At 39.0% G+C, this 16335-nt stretch carries 15 protein-coding genes and 2 riboswitches; of the genes, 5 read left to right on the forward strand and 10 right to left on the reverse strand.

Features of this window, described 5'->3' with window-relative positions:
• Nucleotides 1-163: 163 nt before the first annotated feature.
• The 5 genes from mtnA to CDZ88_RS07320 are packed head-to-tail and all read right to left on the reverse strand — an operon-like array spanning nucleotide 164 to nucleotide 6084.
• The gene (gene mtnA / locus CDZ88_RS07300) at nucleotides 164-1234 is read right to left on the reverse strand and encodes an S-methyl-5-thioribose-1-phosphate isomerase (RefSeq protein WP_442857086.1); all 1071 of its coding nucleotides are present in this window, start codon (nucleotides 1232-1234) and stop codon (nucleotides 164-166) included.
• 12 nt (nucleotides 1235-1246) lie between these two features.
• Entirely contained in the window at nucleotides 1247-2458 is a 1212-nt protein-coding gene (mtnK, locus tag CDZ88_RS07305; RefSeq protein ID WP_100372915.1) for an S-methyl-5-thioribose kinase, read from the reverse strand.
• Between the two features lie 13 nt (nucleotides 2459-2471).
• The gene (locus tag CDZ88_RS07310) at nucleotides 2472-3467 is read right to left on the reverse strand and encodes an ABC transporter permease (RefSeq protein ID WP_100372916.1); all 996 of its coding nucleotides are present in this window, start codon (nucleotides 3465-3467) and stop codon (nucleotides 2472-2474) included.
• Between the two features lies 1 nt (nucleotide 3468).
• Complete coding sequence (locus CDZ88_RS07315) at nucleotides 3469-4965, reverse strand: sugar ABC transporter ATP-binding protein (protein ID WP_232718590.1); 1497 nt, start codon at nucleotides 4963-4965, stop codon at nucleotides 3469-3471.
• Between the two features lie 12 nt (nucleotides 4966-4977).
• Nucleotides 4978-6084 (reverse strand): sugar ABC transporter substrate-binding protein, encoded by a 1107-nt coding sequence (locus CDZ88_RS07320; protein ID WP_100372917.1) that lies wholly within the window; start codon nucleotides 6082-6084, stop codon nucleotides 4978-4980.
• 74 nt (nucleotides 6085-6158) lie between these two features.
• Nucleotides 6159-6313: riboswitch (SAM riboswitch) on the reverse strand.
• Between the two features lie 173 nt (nucleotides 6314-6486).
• Nucleotides 6487-6600, forward strand: a riboswitch (SAM riboswitch).
• Nucleotides 6601-6685: 85 nt separating this feature from the next.
• On the opposite strand from CDZ88_RS07320, the gene CDZ88_RS07325 reads away from it, so the two are divergent.
• From CDZ88_RS07325 to CDZ88_RS07340, 4 genes are all read left to right on the forward strand, one after another.
• Nucleotides 6686-7918 carry a 2,3-diketo-5-methylthiopentyl-1-phosphate enolase gene (locus CDZ88_RS07325; RefSeq protein ID WP_100372918.1) on the forward strand — a complete coding sequence of 411 codons (1233 nt, stop codon included), beginning with the start codon at nucleotides 6686-6688 and terminating at the stop codon, nucleotides 7916-7918.
• A complete protein-coding gene (locus CDZ88_RS07330; RefSeq protein ID WP_100372919.1) occupies nucleotides 7915-8598 on the forward strand; it encodes a 2-hydroxy-3-keto-5-methylthiopentenyl-1-phosphate phosphatase in 684 nt (227 codons plus the stop codon). The genes CDZ88_RS07325 and CDZ88_RS07330 overlap by 4 nt, the downstream gene beginning before the upstream one ends.
• The gene (locus CDZ88_RS07335; RefSeq protein WP_232718591.1) at nucleotides 8595-9218 is read left to right on the forward strand and encodes a methylthioribulose 1-phosphate dehydratase; all 624 of its coding nucleotides are present in this window, start codon (nucleotides 8595-8597) and stop codon (nucleotides 9216-9218) included. The genes CDZ88_RS07330 and CDZ88_RS07335 overlap by 4 nt, the downstream gene beginning before the upstream one ends.
• Before the next feature lie 61 nt (nucleotides 9219-9279).
• Nucleotides 9280-9831 (forward strand): cupin domain-containing protein, encoded by a 552-nt coding sequence (locus CDZ88_RS07340; protein WP_100372920.1) that lies wholly within the window; start codon nucleotides 9280-9282, stop codon nucleotides 9829-9831.
• Nucleotides 9832-9908: 77 nt separating this feature from the next.
• On the opposite strand, the gene CDZ88_RS07345 is transcribed toward CDZ88_RS07340, so the two are convergent.
• Entirely contained in the window at nucleotides 9909-10373 is a 465-nt protein-coding gene (locus CDZ88_RS07345; RefSeq protein ID WP_100372921.1) for a divergent PAP2 family protein, read from the reverse strand.
• Between the two features lie 253 nt (nucleotides 10374-10626).
• Here CDZ88_RS07345 and CDZ88_RS07350 point away from each other — a divergent pair, with 253 nt between their 5' ends.
• Nucleotides 10627-12165, forward strand: a complete 1539-nt coding sequence (locus CDZ88_RS07350; RefSeq protein ID WP_100372922.1) for a hypothetical protein — start codon at nucleotides 10627-10629, stop codon at nucleotides 12163-12165.
• Nucleotides 12166-12197: 32 nt separating this feature from the next.
• Here the strand turns inward: CDZ88_RS07350 and CDZ88_RS07355 are convergent, their stop codons facing one another.
• The 4 genes from CDZ88_RS07355 to recQ form a co-directional block, all read right to left on the reverse strand.
• Nucleotides 12198-12533: an SCP2 sterol-binding domain-containing protein gene (locus tag CDZ88_RS07355; protein ID WP_100372923.1), complete on the reverse strand. Its 336-nt coding sequence runs from the start codon at nucleotides 12531-12533 to the stop codon at nucleotides 12198-12200.
• A gap of 285 nt (nucleotides 12534-12818) precedes the next feature.
• Nucleotides 12819-13151, reverse strand: coding sequence for a bacillithiol system redox-active protein YtxJ (ytxJ, locus tag CDZ88_RS07360; protein ID WP_232718592.1), 333 nt, complete (start codon nucleotides 13149-13151; stop codon nucleotides 12819-12821).
• A 19-nt stretch (nucleotides 13152-13170) separates the two neighbouring features.
• Entirely contained in the window at nucleotides 13171-14025 is an 855-nt protein-coding gene (locus tag CDZ88_RS07365) for a DegV family protein (protein ID WP_100374633.1), read from the reverse strand.
• Nucleotides 14026-14146: 121 nt separating this feature from the next.
• Nucleotides 14147-16267, reverse strand: coding sequence for a DNA helicase RecQ (gene recQ, locus CDZ88_RS07370; RefSeq protein WP_332849221.1), 2121 nt, complete (start codon nucleotides 16265-16267; stop codon nucleotides 14147-14149).
• Nucleotides 16268-16335: the final 68 nt, after the last annotated feature.

Raw genomic sequence — 16335 nt, forward strand, 5'->3', positions numbered from 1 at the left:
AACCTATAGTAGTTAAAATATTTCCACCCTTTTGCATACTATTCCGAAATCCTCAGTTCTTATGATAAACATCAATTCACTATTAATATCGACTATAACGATAAGAGTGGAGATATTGTTTGGAATCCAGCTTCATAAAGACGTCTAAAAAGATGAGCTATGCTCATCTTTTTTGTATATTTTTTAAGTTTTCCTGGTAACTTGGCTTTATGATCCCCTCTTCGGTGATGATTGCTGTGATTAGTTCATGACTAGTCACGTCAAATGCGGGATTGTACGTTTTTATTCCTTTTGGTGCCATAGGTTCAACATACCATTTCGTGGTAATTTCTTCTGCTGAACGTTCTTCAATCAAGATCTCGTCTCCATTTTCACACGTTAAGTCGATCGTAGAAGTCGGTGCACATACATAAAAAGGAATGTTGTAATGCTTCGCTAATATCGCTATGCCTGAAGTTCCAATCTTATTGGCTGTATCGCCATTAGCAGCGACTCGGTCACAGCCGACGAGAACCGCTTGTATCTTTCCTTCGTTCATGACAATTGAAGCCATGTTATCACATAGTAACGTCACGTCTATACCTGCTTCTGACAGTTCCCATGCAGTTAGTCTTGCGCCTTGTAATAAAGGACGTGTTTCTCCTGCATACACACGAAAATCATACCCCTTCTGCTTTCCTAAATAGATGGGTGCGAGTGCTGTACCGTATTTCGCTGTCGCTATCGCCCCCGCATTGCAATGGGTAAGAATGCCCATTCCTGGCTTAAGTAAAGTGAGTGTATGTTTACCAATTGCTTCACAAACCTGTTCATCTTCTAATCTGATCAATTCTGCTTCTTTTCTTAACTCTTCTAAAATTTCATCGATGATCGGTTCACCTTTTAACGAATGATTAAATCTCTTCTCCATTCTGTCTAATGCCCAAAAAAGGTTGACTGCTGTCGGTCGAGAAGAAGCTAAGTAGTTTTTCATTTTTGTGAATCCGTCATACAGATCTCTTACACTCTCGGCATTCATTTTTTTCACACCTATGTACACGCCATATGCAGCAGCGATGCCAATAGCTGGCGCCCCTCTAACCTTCAAATGAACAATGGCTTCCCATACATCCTCGGTTGTGGTTAATGTTTCGAATTTTTTTTGTCCAGGAAGTAATGTTTGATTGAGAATAATCACTGCATCATTGTCTTCAGACAGTTTCACAGACTGAATGGTATTTGCTGTGTTTATCAAAGCGATTCCTCCTCAATTTTCAATAAGTGCTTTTTTGAAATCAGTACCTGAACGGAAATGTTCACTATTCAATATGAAGGATTTACCTAATTTAAGACAAAAGACTTCTGCCTCGACGCGTTTTGATTGATCACTGATTTCAGTAAGGTCTTTAACATGTGCGATCCCAATCACTCTTCGGCAAAGTTCCAATCCTGTAACAGCCGCAGCATCGCGAATGATACGGTCTAAATAATGGTCAATAAACCCGTCATACCCAGCTACCTGCTCTGTCACTTTATGTTTGGCATCATGAATAAATTTACTCTTAAACAAATCGATCGTCTTCTCTATCGTCGTTTGCAAATAGGTTAGATGCGAATCACGTTTGTCTTTGTCCCCTATACACTTCGCAGCATTTACATAAGCAAAAATTAAGTTCGCAACGATATTACCAAGATCATAACCAGCCGGCCCGTAAAAAGCGAATTCAGGATCAATGATTTTCGTTTCAAATTCAGTTACAAAGATCGAACCTGTATGGAAATCACCGTGCAAAAGTGATTGAGTATTTGTTAAGAAATCGAACTTTAGTTTGGCTGTCTCTAGTGCTAATTCAGAATCATTCCAAATCTCAGCCTCGACAAATGGCAGTGTCCCTTCAAATACATCATTTCTTGGACAATTGTAGAACGGCTCAGTATAAACTAAATCTTCAGTTATTTCACAAAGTTCAGGGTTCGTAAATTTTTTCACAAGTTCCTTTTTTTCTTTGTGGCCAAGAACAAGATCAGACGTTGAGAGCAGTGTTTTCACTAAAAAAGTAGATAGGTGATCTGCAAGATGCGGAAACATTTGATGCTTTAATAGAGCTGTTCGCAAAATTTCAAAGCTTGATAGATCTTCCATCGCACAACAGTTCATCACTGGATCATAATGATAAACGTCTGGTACAAATCCCGGTGCTAATTCTCCTTGGAAGCGAAGGATTTCACTTTCAATACGGTTTCGATCAGGTGAGAGTTTAAACTCATCAGAAATCCGAGCGCATGGACCAGCTTGTTTAATAATTAGAGATTGACCAGTTTTGGAATCTACAATCCTAAAGACATAGTTTAGATTTCCGTCTCCAATCTCCTTACAAGATAAGTCTGCATCACGCGTAAAAAAATGAAGTGTTGATTTTGCATATTCAATCGCTTCTGTTTCTGTCATTGTAAAATAACCGACTGTAAAATTCGTCATCTAATACCCTCCATTATTTTAATTTATAATACGTAAGAGCTAACGCTAAAGCGAGCACCGTCCCTTTGACAATATCCATCGCATAATATGGCACACTCATCATCACGAGTCCGTTTGCTAATATCCCAATTAGCACGGCACCTACAAATGTTCCAAAAGCATTTGGTTTGCCTGCCCCTAATACAGCAAACCCAATAAATGCAGCGGCTACTGCGTCCATTAGATATGGCCCGCCTGCATTGATTTCTGCGGTCATCACTCTTGATGCCAGAATGATTCCGCCTAAAGCTGCAAAAAAGGCTGAAAGTAAGTAAGCTACCACTTTATATTTGTTCACTGGAATACCAGAGAGCCTAGCTGCTTCCTGATTTCCACCTATCACGTATAAATATCTCCCATGCTTCGTGTACGTAAGAAAAATATGAACAATAATGACAACAATCAACATTAGAATGATGATGTATGGAACTTGACCAAGCTTTGAGAATAATGAACTAATGGTTCCTGTCGCATAACTCCCATCTGACATAATCATATTTTGCGATACAGTTGCTCCTCTTGTGTAAGTGAGGGCTACACCTTGAATGATAAACATCGTAGCAAGTGTCAATAGTAAATCTGGTATTTTCACTTTAACAATCATAAATGCATTAAACGCCCCAACTATTAGCGCTGCGGCTACAGCTACACCAATTGCGATGAACGTAGGTTGTGAATACCAAACAAACATTGAAATAACCACTGCGTTTGCTAGAGATGCCACAGATCCTACCGATAAATCAAAACCTCCTACAGATAGCGAAATTGTAATGCCAATTGCAATGATCGTCACAATTGAAATCGACCTTAAAATTGTGATAATATTGCTAGTTTGTAAGAATGCTGGGTTCATCGTAGCGAAGAAAATAATTAAGACGAAAATCAAAAGGATCGTTCCGTATTTATAAAAGAAATCAAATACGTCAAAAGTAGATGTTGCACGTTTTGTATTTGTTTCTGTATTTGGCATGCTATTTCCCTCCAGTAGAGAGGTATAAGAGTTCCTCTTCATTCGTCATTTTTGTCACTAATTCTTTAGAAATTTTCCCGTCATACATAACATAGACACGATCAGTAATTCCAATTACTTCAGAAAGCTCACAAGAAGCGTAAATAACAGACTTTCCATTTTTAGCAAGTTCCGCAATTAAGTTAAAGATATCTTTCTTCGCCCCTACGTCCACACCTTTGGTCGGTTCATCAAAAATGTAAAGATCGGCATCTGAGACCAGCCACTTACCAATGGCTACTTTTTGTTGATTGCCACCTGATAAATTCTTTACTAACGCTTCTGCATTCGGTGTTATTATTCCTAACGCGTTAATCATCTCTCGAGCCTTCGCTTTCTCTCGTTTGAAGTCTAAGAAGCTAAAGACTTTTAAGAAATGATCGATGCTCGAGGCAGATAAATTCGTTACAACTGTTTCATCTACTAGCACGCCTTCTTTTCTTCGCTCCTCAGGGACAAAAGCGATCCCTTCCTTAACTGCGTTCGATGGGCTAGAGAGAGTAAGAGATTTCCCCTTTAAAGTCATTTCTCCCAATTTCTTCGGATTTGCACCAAATAACAACTTACAAAGCTCTGTTTTCCCTGCACCAACCAGTCCTGCTATTCCAATGATCTCGCCACATCTTACAGAAAGCGATACTTCTTTCACCTTATCTCCATCTGAGAGGTTCACAGCCTGAAACATAATGTCTCCCGCCAGATTTACCCTGTCTGGAAATTGTTCTTCTAATTTTTCACCTAGCATGTGTTCTACTACTCTTTTTACCTTCGTATCTTTAATTGCTTCATTTGAAATAAAAGCCCCATTACGCATAACTGTAATTTGATCACAAATCTCAAAAAGTTCAGGTAGTCGGTGCGAGATAAAAATTACACCGACATCCTTTTGTTTTAGCTCTCTTACAATTCGAAACAATTCCTTCGTCTCTCCAATGCTTAATGGAGCTGTCGGTTCATCTAATATCAAGAATTTGCAATCTGTTATGATGGCTCGAGCGATTAGTACCATTTGTTTTTCTGCCAGTGTTAATTCACTTACAAGGGTTTTTGTTGATAAGTTAACATGAAGTGACTCTAAAACGTCCGAAGCTTGTTTATGAACGTTCTTCCAATTCATCATTATTGTCTTGTCTTTATTGGCAACAAGGTTGTTTAACAGAATATTTTCAGCGACCGTTAAATTTGGCACGAGAGCTGTATCGACTTCTTGAGAAACGATTTGAATGCCTAGCTCTTGTGCTTCTTTAGGAGAACGAATAGTTACGTTTTTTTCATCGATGACAATTTCTCCGATATAATCGGTATATACGCCAGAAAGTACCTTCACTAAAGTGGATTTACCAGCCCCATTAGCACCTATCAAGGCATGCACTGAGCCTGTATCAGTTTCAAAATATGCATGATCAAGCGCCTTAACTCCAGGAAATTCAACTGAAATCTGTTTCATTTTTAAATTCATACCATCACCTGTTTATTCATAATGAGCTTTTAGTGTTTTAATCCAATCTTCTTCAAATTCATCTGACTGACCCCAACCAGAAATCACCTCTCCAAGACTAACCATGTTGATATCCCCACTTCCTTCAAGTAGTTCATCACGGGAGATCAGGTTCGCTTCTAAGTCATAAAACTGTGGTGTTTCTTCCCCTGCTAGCTTTTTCGCTAAAATACGTAGGTTAATTGCTCCGATAAGCTTTGGATCTACTGCAGCTGTATATTTCCACGCACTATTTTCTTGCTGCATTACTTGTAAATCAGCGTTTGATACATCAATTCCGTAAATGGCAATTTCATTTCGACCCGCTTCTTCAATCGCGCGAGCAGCACCAATAGCAAAAGCATCCCAAGTTGCAAAAATTGCATCAATTTCTCCTTTTGGATACTTGTTCAACATAGCTGAGACGGCATTTTGTGTTTGCATTGATGTATCTTCTGCAGCTACTCCAAATCGTTCAAGTTCATTCAAACTTGGGTTATCAGTTAACACCGTTTGATAGACATTATTTCTTCTAACCATTGGTGGAAAGCCGTCTACCCATAAATAAAGAATGTTCGCTTCCCCGTTAAAGTCTTCGACGAGCTGATCTAAAGCGAGTGATGCCAATTCCTCATCATCCTGAGAAGTTAGTGTCACACCTTCAATCGTTGCCAACTCTTGGATTGAGTCAAAGGTAACGACTTCAATCCCTTCTTCTACTGCACGCTTTACAGCATCCACTGTCGCGGCATCATCACCGTGAGAAAGGATCAACCCATCAAAGTTATCATCGATTGCTTGAGCGATGGCATCATGATATCTAGCAGTATCGCCATTCGCTGTAAACACATCAACATCAAAGCCGATCGCTTCCCCTTCTTCTTTTACACCTGCTAAAAATTGGGCAGTGTGATCATCTCCACCAATTTTTCTAATAACTTTCACTCTTGCTCCCTCTCCAGTTGCAAATCGTTCCGGCACACCTTCAAGATGTACATCTTCTTGCACCTGGCTTACTTCGTTCCCACTTCCGCACCCAACTAATAGAACTGCTGACACTGACGCAATGAACCATGATCTTACCCAATTTCCTTTTCTCACCTTACATCTCTCCTTTTTTCAAATAAAAAAGCCTCTTTCAATTAAAGAAAGAGGCGGAATACCACAAATCCGTCCTCTTATCTTTCAGACCAGTAACTCGTACTGTCTGTTGGATGTAGCACCGTGCCTTAAAACCTTAAAGGTTTTCACCAAAACATATTCTGTAAGGTGAGTAGGTCGGTTGCCGGGCTTCACAGGGCCAATTCCCTCAGCCAGCTCTCGATAAGAGTGAACTATTTTATTGATCTCAAGTTTTTACAAATTTGAGAAGATGAGAGTAATGTTACGAGTGATTGATTAATTTGTCAATAGATTCTAATAATTTATTTTTTTAATTGACAGATTTCTTTCTGCCTGTCATAATTCAAAACAACGTTTTCCATATTTCCATACAATTTCAAACTCTTATCAAGAGCAGGTGGAGGGGCGAGCCCGATGAAACCCGGCAACCTGTTTCAACATGTTTATGTTGATTCAAGGTGCTAATTCTCTCAGTAAACACCTGACAGATAAGAGGGCATTCTATAAGTCTATGACTTATCTAGTCCTCTTCATAAATGAAGAGGACTTTTTTAGTAAAGAAAGGAGGACTCAGCTTAAAATGAGTCAAATTATAGCAACGTATCTAGTTCATGATCGTAAAGAAGACTTACAAAAGAAAGCTGAATCAATTGCACTTGGCCTAACGATTGGTTCTTGGACACACCTCCCTGCCCTTGAAAAAAGTCAGCTCCAAAAGCACAAAGGTGAGGTTGTAAGTGTAGAAGTCCTTGAAGAAAGTGCAGAATCCGCTCGCTTCTTTAAAGAAGCACGAACAATAGGATTGATAAAGATTGCCTACCCTGCAGCAAATTTCAGTCCAGACCTTCCCGCAATCTTAACGACGATCTTTGGAAAGTTATCTTTAGATGGTGAAGTGAAACTAGTCGATATCCAACTTCATAGTGAATTAGAATCGAGTTTCCCCGGTCCGCAATATGGCATCGATGGAATTAGAGAGCTCCTTCAAGTTCATGACCGCCCTTTACTTATGAGCATCTTTAAAGGAATGATAGGCAAAGACCTTGAAGAATTCAATAAACAATTAACCGAACAAATTATAGGTGGTGTCGACCTTGTCAAAGATGATGAGATCCTATTTGAAAATGATCTCACTCCTTTTGAAAAACGAATTCAAGCCGGATCAGATATTTTGACAGATGCCTATGAGCGTACAGGCGAAAGAAAACTATACGCCGTCAATTTAACAGGAAGAACATCTGACTTGAAAAACAAAGCAAAAAAAGCGACAGAACTCGGAGCCAGTGCACTATTATTTAATGTATTTGCCTATGGTTTAGATGTTTTGCAAGAGCTCGCTGAAGATCCCGATGTCACAATTCCAATCATGGCCCACCCAGCTGTTTCTGGTGCGCTGACTCAGTCGTCTTTGTATGGATTCTCTAACAAAGTCTTGCTTGGGAAACTCTTGCGTTTAGCTGGAGCAGACCTTGTTTTATTTCCATCTCCATATGGAAGTGTTGCACTTGATCCAAAAGAAACTTCTGATATCGCTTCAGCTCTAACAGAAAAAAGCACACTAAAGAAGGCGTTTCCTGTTCCATCAGCCGGGATTCATCCAGGTCTAACTTCACTTCTCATCAACGATTTTGGAATTGATTCAGTTATTAATGCGGGAGGTGGCGTTCATGGTCATCCGAGTGGAGCCATTGCAGGTGCTCAAGCATTCCGAGATGCTATTGATGGTGTAGTAGCTGGTCGTACTTTATCAGACACGGCGGAAGGTTCCTTGCCATTAGCCCAGGCATTACAGTTATGGGGGCAACCTTCATGACTCTAATCGACAATCGTAAGCCGATCATTTTTTGTGACTTTGATGGAACAATTACTACGAAAGATAACATCATAGCGATTATGAGACAATTCGCTCCCCCGGGGTGGGAAGAGATTAAAGATGCAATTTTAGCAGAACAGATTTCCATTCGCGAAGGTGTTGCACAACTATTTCATTTAATTCCTACAGACAAAAAACAGGAAATCATTTCCTTTGCCCTGAACCAAGCTGAAATTAGACCTGGCTTTGAAGCATTACTTGCATATATTAAAGAAAAAAATATAACGTTTAAAATTGTCAGCGGGGGGATTGATTTCTTCGTCCACCCCATCCTAGAACCTTATAAATTACGTGACCATTTGTATTGCAATGAAAGTGATTTCAGTGGTCGTACGATTACAATTACATGGCCAAACCGTTGTGATGAAAGTTGCTCAAATGATTGCGGTTGCTGCAAACCATCAATCTTGCGACAATACCCTAATGATGAGTATTACAAGATTGTCATTGGTGATTCCATTACTGATTTACAAGCAGCTAAAGAAGCTGATGAAGTATTTGCATGCGATGATTTCCTTATAGAAAAGTGTAGAGAACTCAACTTACATTTCTCTTCCTTCTCTACTTTCTATGAAGTGATTGATTCTCTTCAAAATAAAAAGGAGGTGAGAAATCATTGAGCTTTACAATCGATCATACACATGCTCTTTGGAATGAATTGGCCGATATCAAAGATGAACTAGCTGCAAGAGATTGGTTTCCGGGTACTAGTGGAAATTTATCAATCAAAGTGAGCGATAGCCCTCTTACTTTTCTTGTTACAGCCAGTGGGAAAGATAAACGTAAGAGAACTTCTGATGATTTCGTATTAGTCGATCAAGACGGTCAACCCGTCGAGACCTCAAATTTGAAACCTTCCGCAGAAACGATCTTACACCAGCAAATTTATGAAAAGACAAATGCTGGATGCTCCCTTCATGTCCATACGATCGACAATAATGTGATTTCAGATCTGTATGGTGATCAAGGTTTTATCACGTTTCGTCACCAAGAATTAATTAAAGCGTTTAATATTTGGCAAGAAGATGGAACAATCACCATTCCAATTGTAGAAAATTATGCAGACCTTTCACGACTAGGAGAAGCTGTCGCTGAGCGAATCACTCCCGGTGTACATGGCATTTTGATTCGTAACCATGGTATTACCGCTTGGGGACGAGATGGTTTTGAGGCAAAGAAACATTTAGAAGCATTTGAGTTTTTATTTAGTTATCACGTAAAAATGAGACTTCTTTGTTAAAGGAAGACTGAATAACTTTGTCTTAAATCACTGTTTTATATACTTAGAGGGGGAATGAACAATGGCTATAATTTATATTCGTGATACAGAGGAAGTAATTAGTGGAGAAGAAAATGTAAGACAATTTCTAACTAGTCAAGATGTGCTATATGAGTATTGGAACCCGTCAAAGCTTCCTGAAGAACTTCAAAACGTATGTCACTTAAATGATGAAGACAAAAAACAAGTACTTTCTACATTCGATGAGGAAATACAGTCACTAGCAGCACGTAGAGGGTATAAAAGATGGGATGTGATCTCACTCAATAAAGACACACCTGAATTAGATAGCTTGCTTAAGAAATTTGAAAAAGTCCATACCCACACCGAAGATGAGGTGCGCGCGATTACAGCGGGATCTGGTACATTCGTGATCAAAGGCGAAAAAACGGGCTATTTCGATGTGCGCTTATCCCCTGGCGATGTGATCTCTGTTCCTGTAAATGTCCCTCACTTCTTTACTTTATCAGAAGAAAAACAAGTCGTCGCTGTTCGATTGTTTATAGATCCTGAGGGTTGGGTTGCTCATCCATTTACCGATCCTGCTTTCGAAAAAACCAAAGTATTAGAATAGAGTTTTTTCACTCTGAAAAAGAACTGCCTAATGTTAAGCAGTTCTTTTTTCTATATCTAATTAGATTGTGGCTATCTTTAAATTGATTTCTTCGTCAGTGCATAGCTGATTCCACCTGCTACTAAGCCAAGTATGGCTCCACCAAGAACTTCTTCTGGCTGATGTCCGAGGCGCTCTCGAAGTTGAACAGATCGATAATCACTTTTCTTTGCCTTCGAATCTCCAGCAAGCCTCTCAAGGTCTGCATTCATTTCATTCACTTTAATTGTCAATTCTCCTGTTTGCCTTCTAATTCCTTGTGCATCATACATAACAATAAGTCCGAAAACTGTCGATAGGGCAAAATCAACTGATGATACCCCTCGGTCTAGTGCAACATATGTAGCAAGGGCTGTAACTCCCGCTGAGTGAGAGCTTGGCATTCCACCGGTTTCAAAAAAAGTATCCCATTCCAAGCGTCCGGTATTCATTTTTTTTATTGGAATTTTTAAGGATTGAGCTAATCCAATCGTAAGAAGCGCTGTAAGCATTGGCCGATTCATTTCATTCACCTCATATATAGCGTGCGAAAAGACTTGACACTTTATACAAAAGATATATTATAAATAGTGTACTTTTTTTCGGACAATTCCCCTTTTAAAATCAACATAAACCTCCTTTCACACACTCTTTTCCTTATTCAGAAAAAATCTACTTTTACAACTTTTTTATGGTTGCGTTTACAGCTGTTGTATGAACGCCAAAGATAAGATAGTATTTATAAGCACATTTGTAAAAAGAGATAGGAGTATGTATATGGAAATCATTCAACAGCTTTCTCAAGTTCAAGTATTGAACCAATTTTTATTATTGTTATTATTTATCGTTCCTATGGTTATCATCTCTCGTATGGTAGTTGCAGGATCAAGATTTTCACCTATTTTAATTATCGTGATCTTCGGTTTACTATTAGGGTTCCTAATGGTCGAGGTCAATATTGCGACTCCAGGTTTAGGAGAATTCCCTCTTGTTGATTTTATGGCTCGTACAACGATCATTGCTCTGATTGTTTCATTCTTCGTTGGTGGACAAGAGCTTCGTAAAATCTTAGGAAATAAAGAGATGGATGTAGAAGATATTGTCGTTCCTTCCACTGAAGAAATTGTTCTTGGAACTGGACGTACACAATTTATATTCATTCTTCGTTCATTCTTCTTATTAGTAGGTATTGAAGGATTCACTAGAATGTTTTTACAACCAGGATCCATTGAAGGAATCGCCGGTTATTATCCACTAATCGCTTTTATTGGATTAATTGCTTCGGTCTTATTTGTAGACAATAAAGCTCAAGTTGGCAAAAAGCATACGTATATTCGTAAAGGTTTATTAGAAACAGCTTTAATTATCGCTGTATTATTTATTTCATATGCCATTGCATCAGCTGTTCAACCGATTATTGCCTTGCCACAAATTTTCTTCGCAATGATGATCTCAGCTGCAATTGGAGCCATCTTCTATAGCTGGAGTTTCGGACCAACAGTTCGTGCATTATTATTTGCTGGTATTCCAGTCGTACTTGCTGCAAACTTCATGGTCGGTGGTTCTCGTATTGGAGACGCTTTTGCAATTGAGGGAATGAGTGCGGTACTAACGTATGGTTTCTTTGGACAACTATTCTGGATGTTCGGTGGAATTGCTCTAGTTATGTATATTGCTAAAACAGCGCATACTCGTAACTTAGCACCAGGTATGGCTGGTTCCTTGTCTCACTCAGGGTTAACCGGTGCTTGTACAGCTGGCGACTTCGGAAAAGTAGCAGCTCAACGTGCTCCAATCATGATTAATATTCCGTTCTTTGGTCATATTTTTGTATTCTCTGTCTTAGCCATCAGTGCTGAACAAGGATCACTATGGTTCCTTCCGACAGCGATTATCGTAACAATCGGTGTTGTTTTAACAGCCTTAGCTCTTAAAAATCTTCGCCATGCTAATGGAGAGGATCGTAAAGAAGTGAAAGCTTTGATGCAGTTCTCATTCGGTTGGCAAATTTGTGCGGTATTCGGTGGACTTGCGCTTTTAAGTATGAGTTCTATGGCATTTGATTATAGTGCTATGGCTCAAACATCAGCTATCTCTCACTTTGGATTATTTGCTGCGATTCAAGGAGAAATGTTTGGAACAGAAGCTTCTCTTCTCATTCCATTCATCTTCTCAATGCCATTCTTAGTTCACCCACTTGTGTTCTTTATGTTTGGTAAAGCGATGGAAAACAACGGTGAAATGCCTCGAGTACCTGTATACGTTATGGCGCTTATTGGTCTGATCGGAATTTCCTTTGCAATCATTGCATTATAATAAAAAGGCTGTCTATTGCAGACAGCCTTTTTTCATGAGATGTTTTTGTAAGTTTTTACTAACTGTTGAAGCTTCATCGCAAGACCCATGCTTCCGTCCACCTTGAGCTTACCTGTCATAAATGCCATCGTAGTGTTTAGATCATCCTCAAGTAATTTTATGAATGATTCATCATTCATTTTCAATGTAACATCAGGATCTTCTGTAGCACCTTCAAGTAATTCTACTTGTCCGCCTTCAAATTTCACTTGCATGGTTCCAGATTCAGTCAAATCAAATTGAAAAACACGATCTTTCTCTTCTGAAATATGTTCCGGTGTTTGGTTCATTTTCGTAACAAATGATGTTAATTCTGCTTTCGCGTTCATTTAGGTATCCCCCTTTTTTCTGCTTCATTATCATTATTCGACACTACCTTCTATAATCCTTCATAACATGAGATTTTTTTATGAAAACAGCTAGAAATCTTTGCATAAGCAACCCTTCATTGGTAATAACTAATGCTAGGAGGCGGTTACATGGAACTTATGAGAATTTTACAGTATTTCTGTTCACTTGGAGGAGCGAGTTGTCTCATCTTCACATACATTCAAATGGCTCGTAAAAAAGGCAAAAAGCCGCTTCAAAAATGAAGTGGCTTTTGTTTAATTAAACTACGAAAGGGCATCAGCTAATTTTCTTTTTGTGATGTTCCAATGAGAGGCATTCCATTTCACTTCTTTGTTCTCAAGAAGTACTGCTTGTGGTGATTCATGCTTCAATTGTATCTCTTCGGCAATCGCGTTCGACACCGGGCGAGACTCAATGACTTTTACTAAAGCAAAAGTGTAACTTGTATCTTTGTGGTCTTCAACAAACGCTTCGAACTCACCGAATGCTTCGGCGCTTATTGGACAAGTTGTACTATGTTTGAGCAAGAAAACAGGCTGTTCGGCCGATGAATTGATTAATGCTTGCCAATCTTCAATCGTTGTAATTTCCTTCATGACCATCCTCCTGAGTAGACTATTTTGATTCAGTATAGTACATTAATGCAACGGCACCAGGGCCTGCATGTGTACTGATGATAGGAGAAGTTACTTGGATTGTAATATCCTTAACGTCTGTAACACCTTGAAGAGATTGCTTTAACTTCATTGCTACAGAATCTGCCTCAGCATGAGAAATAGCTATTTTCTTTACGATTTTACCTTTTGTTTCCGTTGTAAATGTGGTCGTTAATTGTTGTATCATCTGCATATGTGTACGAACTTTTGAAACAGGATTTAAAACACCGTCTGTTAAGGACAAAATCGGTTTTATTTTTAAAAGTGAACCTAGGAACGCTTTACTCTTACCTATTCTGCCACCTTTTGCTAAATACTCAAGTGTATCAACCATGATATACAAAGATGTACCCTCACGGATCTCCTCTAAATACTGCACAATCTCATCAACTGTAAGACCTTCTTCAGCTAGTTGTGCTGCTCTTACAACTTGGAAACCAAGTGCTTGCGAAATGAAGCGCGAATTAATCACCGTCACATCTGCCTCACACATATCAGCCGCTGTTTGAGCTGCATTCGTCGTTCCACTCATTCCTTCTGTGATATGAATGGAGATGATTTTCACGTCATCAGCTTCCTTATTCAGACGATCGTATAATTCTTGAAAAGCACCAGCTGATGGTTGTGAGCTCTTAGGTAAGTCCTCGGACGCCTTAAGTTTGTCCATAAATTCTTCCTTCGTAATGTCTACTCCATCAAGATACGTTTTATCGCCAAATGTTAGTGATAACGGGATAATTTCAATTCCGTGTTTTTCAATTACTTCTTTAGGTAAATCACAAGTTGAGTCCGTAACAATTTTTATCGTTGTCATCATGTATAATCTCCTTTGCGTTCACGTTCACTCAAACCTATGTAATCTGTGAATGAGTAATTTCATTTTATGACTTAATCATACCATAAATTCTTAACAAATCGTTAATAACTAGTCAAAATTAACGATTTAATACAAAGCGAATCTCCTGATAGGTAACGTTTTCAGGTAATGCTTCCTTAATTGGTCGCAACTTTTCACTACCAACTTTACCGACGACAGACAGGATCGCTTTTCTCTTCTCTTCATCTACATATGATTGAAGATCTAGATCAATTCCTTCATCTTTTGCTTTAAGTAAATGATTTAAGATGGTTTGTTCACTAAATTCACGTTTAGTTGCAATCTCGTTAACAGAAAATCCTTGTTGAAACAAGGTTATCGAATCTAAATGACTACCTTTAGACTGTTTTTTATTCGGAGCTGTTTCACTCTGTGTTGCTTCGGTTAATTCTACTTTTTTCTGCTCCTCAAATGTCTGTAATACGTTTAAAAATAGTTCACCATATCGTGCGAGCTTTGTCTCTCCCACTCCTTGGACATACGATAACTCCTCCGTTGTCAAAGGGATATATTCGCTCATTTGACGTAACGTTTTATCCGAGAAGACAACATAAGGCGGTACTTCTTCACTCGTTGCGATGCGTTTACGGCATTCGCGCAATGCTTCAAATACTACATCATTCTCTTCTAATGCCTTAGGTTGTTCGATTATTCTTTGTGAAACCTTGACCTCACCTTTTAATACCGCGACAGCCTGTTCTGTCAGCTGTAATGTAGGATACTGCGAACCCGTTGGTTTAACGTATTTTTCTGCGGTTAAGAAATCAATAAAATTTGCTACATCTTTTGCTGTTTTATTGTTCATTAACCCGTAGGTTGGCAAAGAATCGAGCTGCATTTGCTTTACCTTTTGATTGCTTGATCCTACTAATACTTGAGCTACCATTGTCTTGCCAAAACGCTCGCGCATCCGCTTAATGCACGAGAACACCATTTGTGCTTCCCTTGTGCAATCAATTTCTTCCCCTTTGCTATTACATGAACTACACTGACCACAATCTTCACTTATAGTATCTCCAAAATACGCTAAAATGTAGCGCATTAAGCAACTACCTGTGTGGGTGTAGCCCGACATTTGCTGTAATTTTTCGTATTCTTGTTCTTTGCGTTCAAGTCCTAGCTCTGATTGCTCAATTAAGAAGGATTGAAGCCTGACATCTTGCGGGTTGAACAACAATACACATTCGCTCATTTCCCCGTCACGACCTGCACGACCTGCCTCTTGATAATACGCTTCAATGTTACGAGGCATATTGTAATGAAGCACGTATCTCACATTTGATTTATCAATTCCCATACCAAAAGCATTCGTAGCTACCATAACAGGTGACTTGTCGTGTAGAAAATCTTCTTGATGCTTCGTTCGCTCCGCCTCACTCATTCCGCCATGATACATCGCTACGTCTACAGATGCTTGTCTTAACTTTTCATACACTTGCTCTACTTCCTTACGCGTTGTCGCATAGATTATTCCTGATTGATCGACATGATCTTTAATATATTTTTTTACATAACGCCACTTATCCGTTCCTTTTATCACTTGTAACCGTAAATTATCTCGCTTAAAACCTGTCAGTATCATATTGTCGCTCTCAATTTGTAAATGATCAGCAATATCATCTCGAACCGCATTTGTAGCTGTAGCTGTTAGGGCAAGTACCGCTGGTCGTTCGGTCAATTTATTTAACCAATCATTGATACCTAAGTAACTCGGTCTAAAATCATGCCCCCACTGCGATAGACAATGTGCTTCATCGATTGCGACAAATGACAGAGGGAGTTCCTGACATAATCTCATAAAATGTGGCTGATGTAGTCTCTCTGGTGCAATATAGACCAATTTATACTCTCCAGCTAAAATACCACTAATTCGATATTCTTCCTCTGAAGTTGAAAGCGTACTGTTTAGATAAGTCGCCGGGATGTTCAGTTCTAATAATGCATCCACTTGGTCCTTCATTAAAGAAATAAGCGGAGAAATAACCAATGTAACCCCTTCTAAAACTAAGGCTGGGATCTGATAGCAAATCGACTTTCCTCCACCTGTAGGCATAATTCCTAACGTGTCTTTTCCTTCTAACACTTTTTCGATGATACCTTGTTGCCCCTCGCGAAAAGAATGATACCCATAATAACGTTTCAATAAATCGGTTGCCATTTCAAATTTAGTTTGATTCAACATTCACCACTCCTCTACTACAAAGCAATATGATAAAAAGAATAATTTAGGATACGCTATCAATTAAT

Source organism: Bacillus sp. FJAT-45037 (assembly GCF_002797325.1).
Taxonomy (GTDB): Bacteria; Bacillota; Bacilli; order Bacillales; family Bacillaceae_D; genus Alkalihalophilus.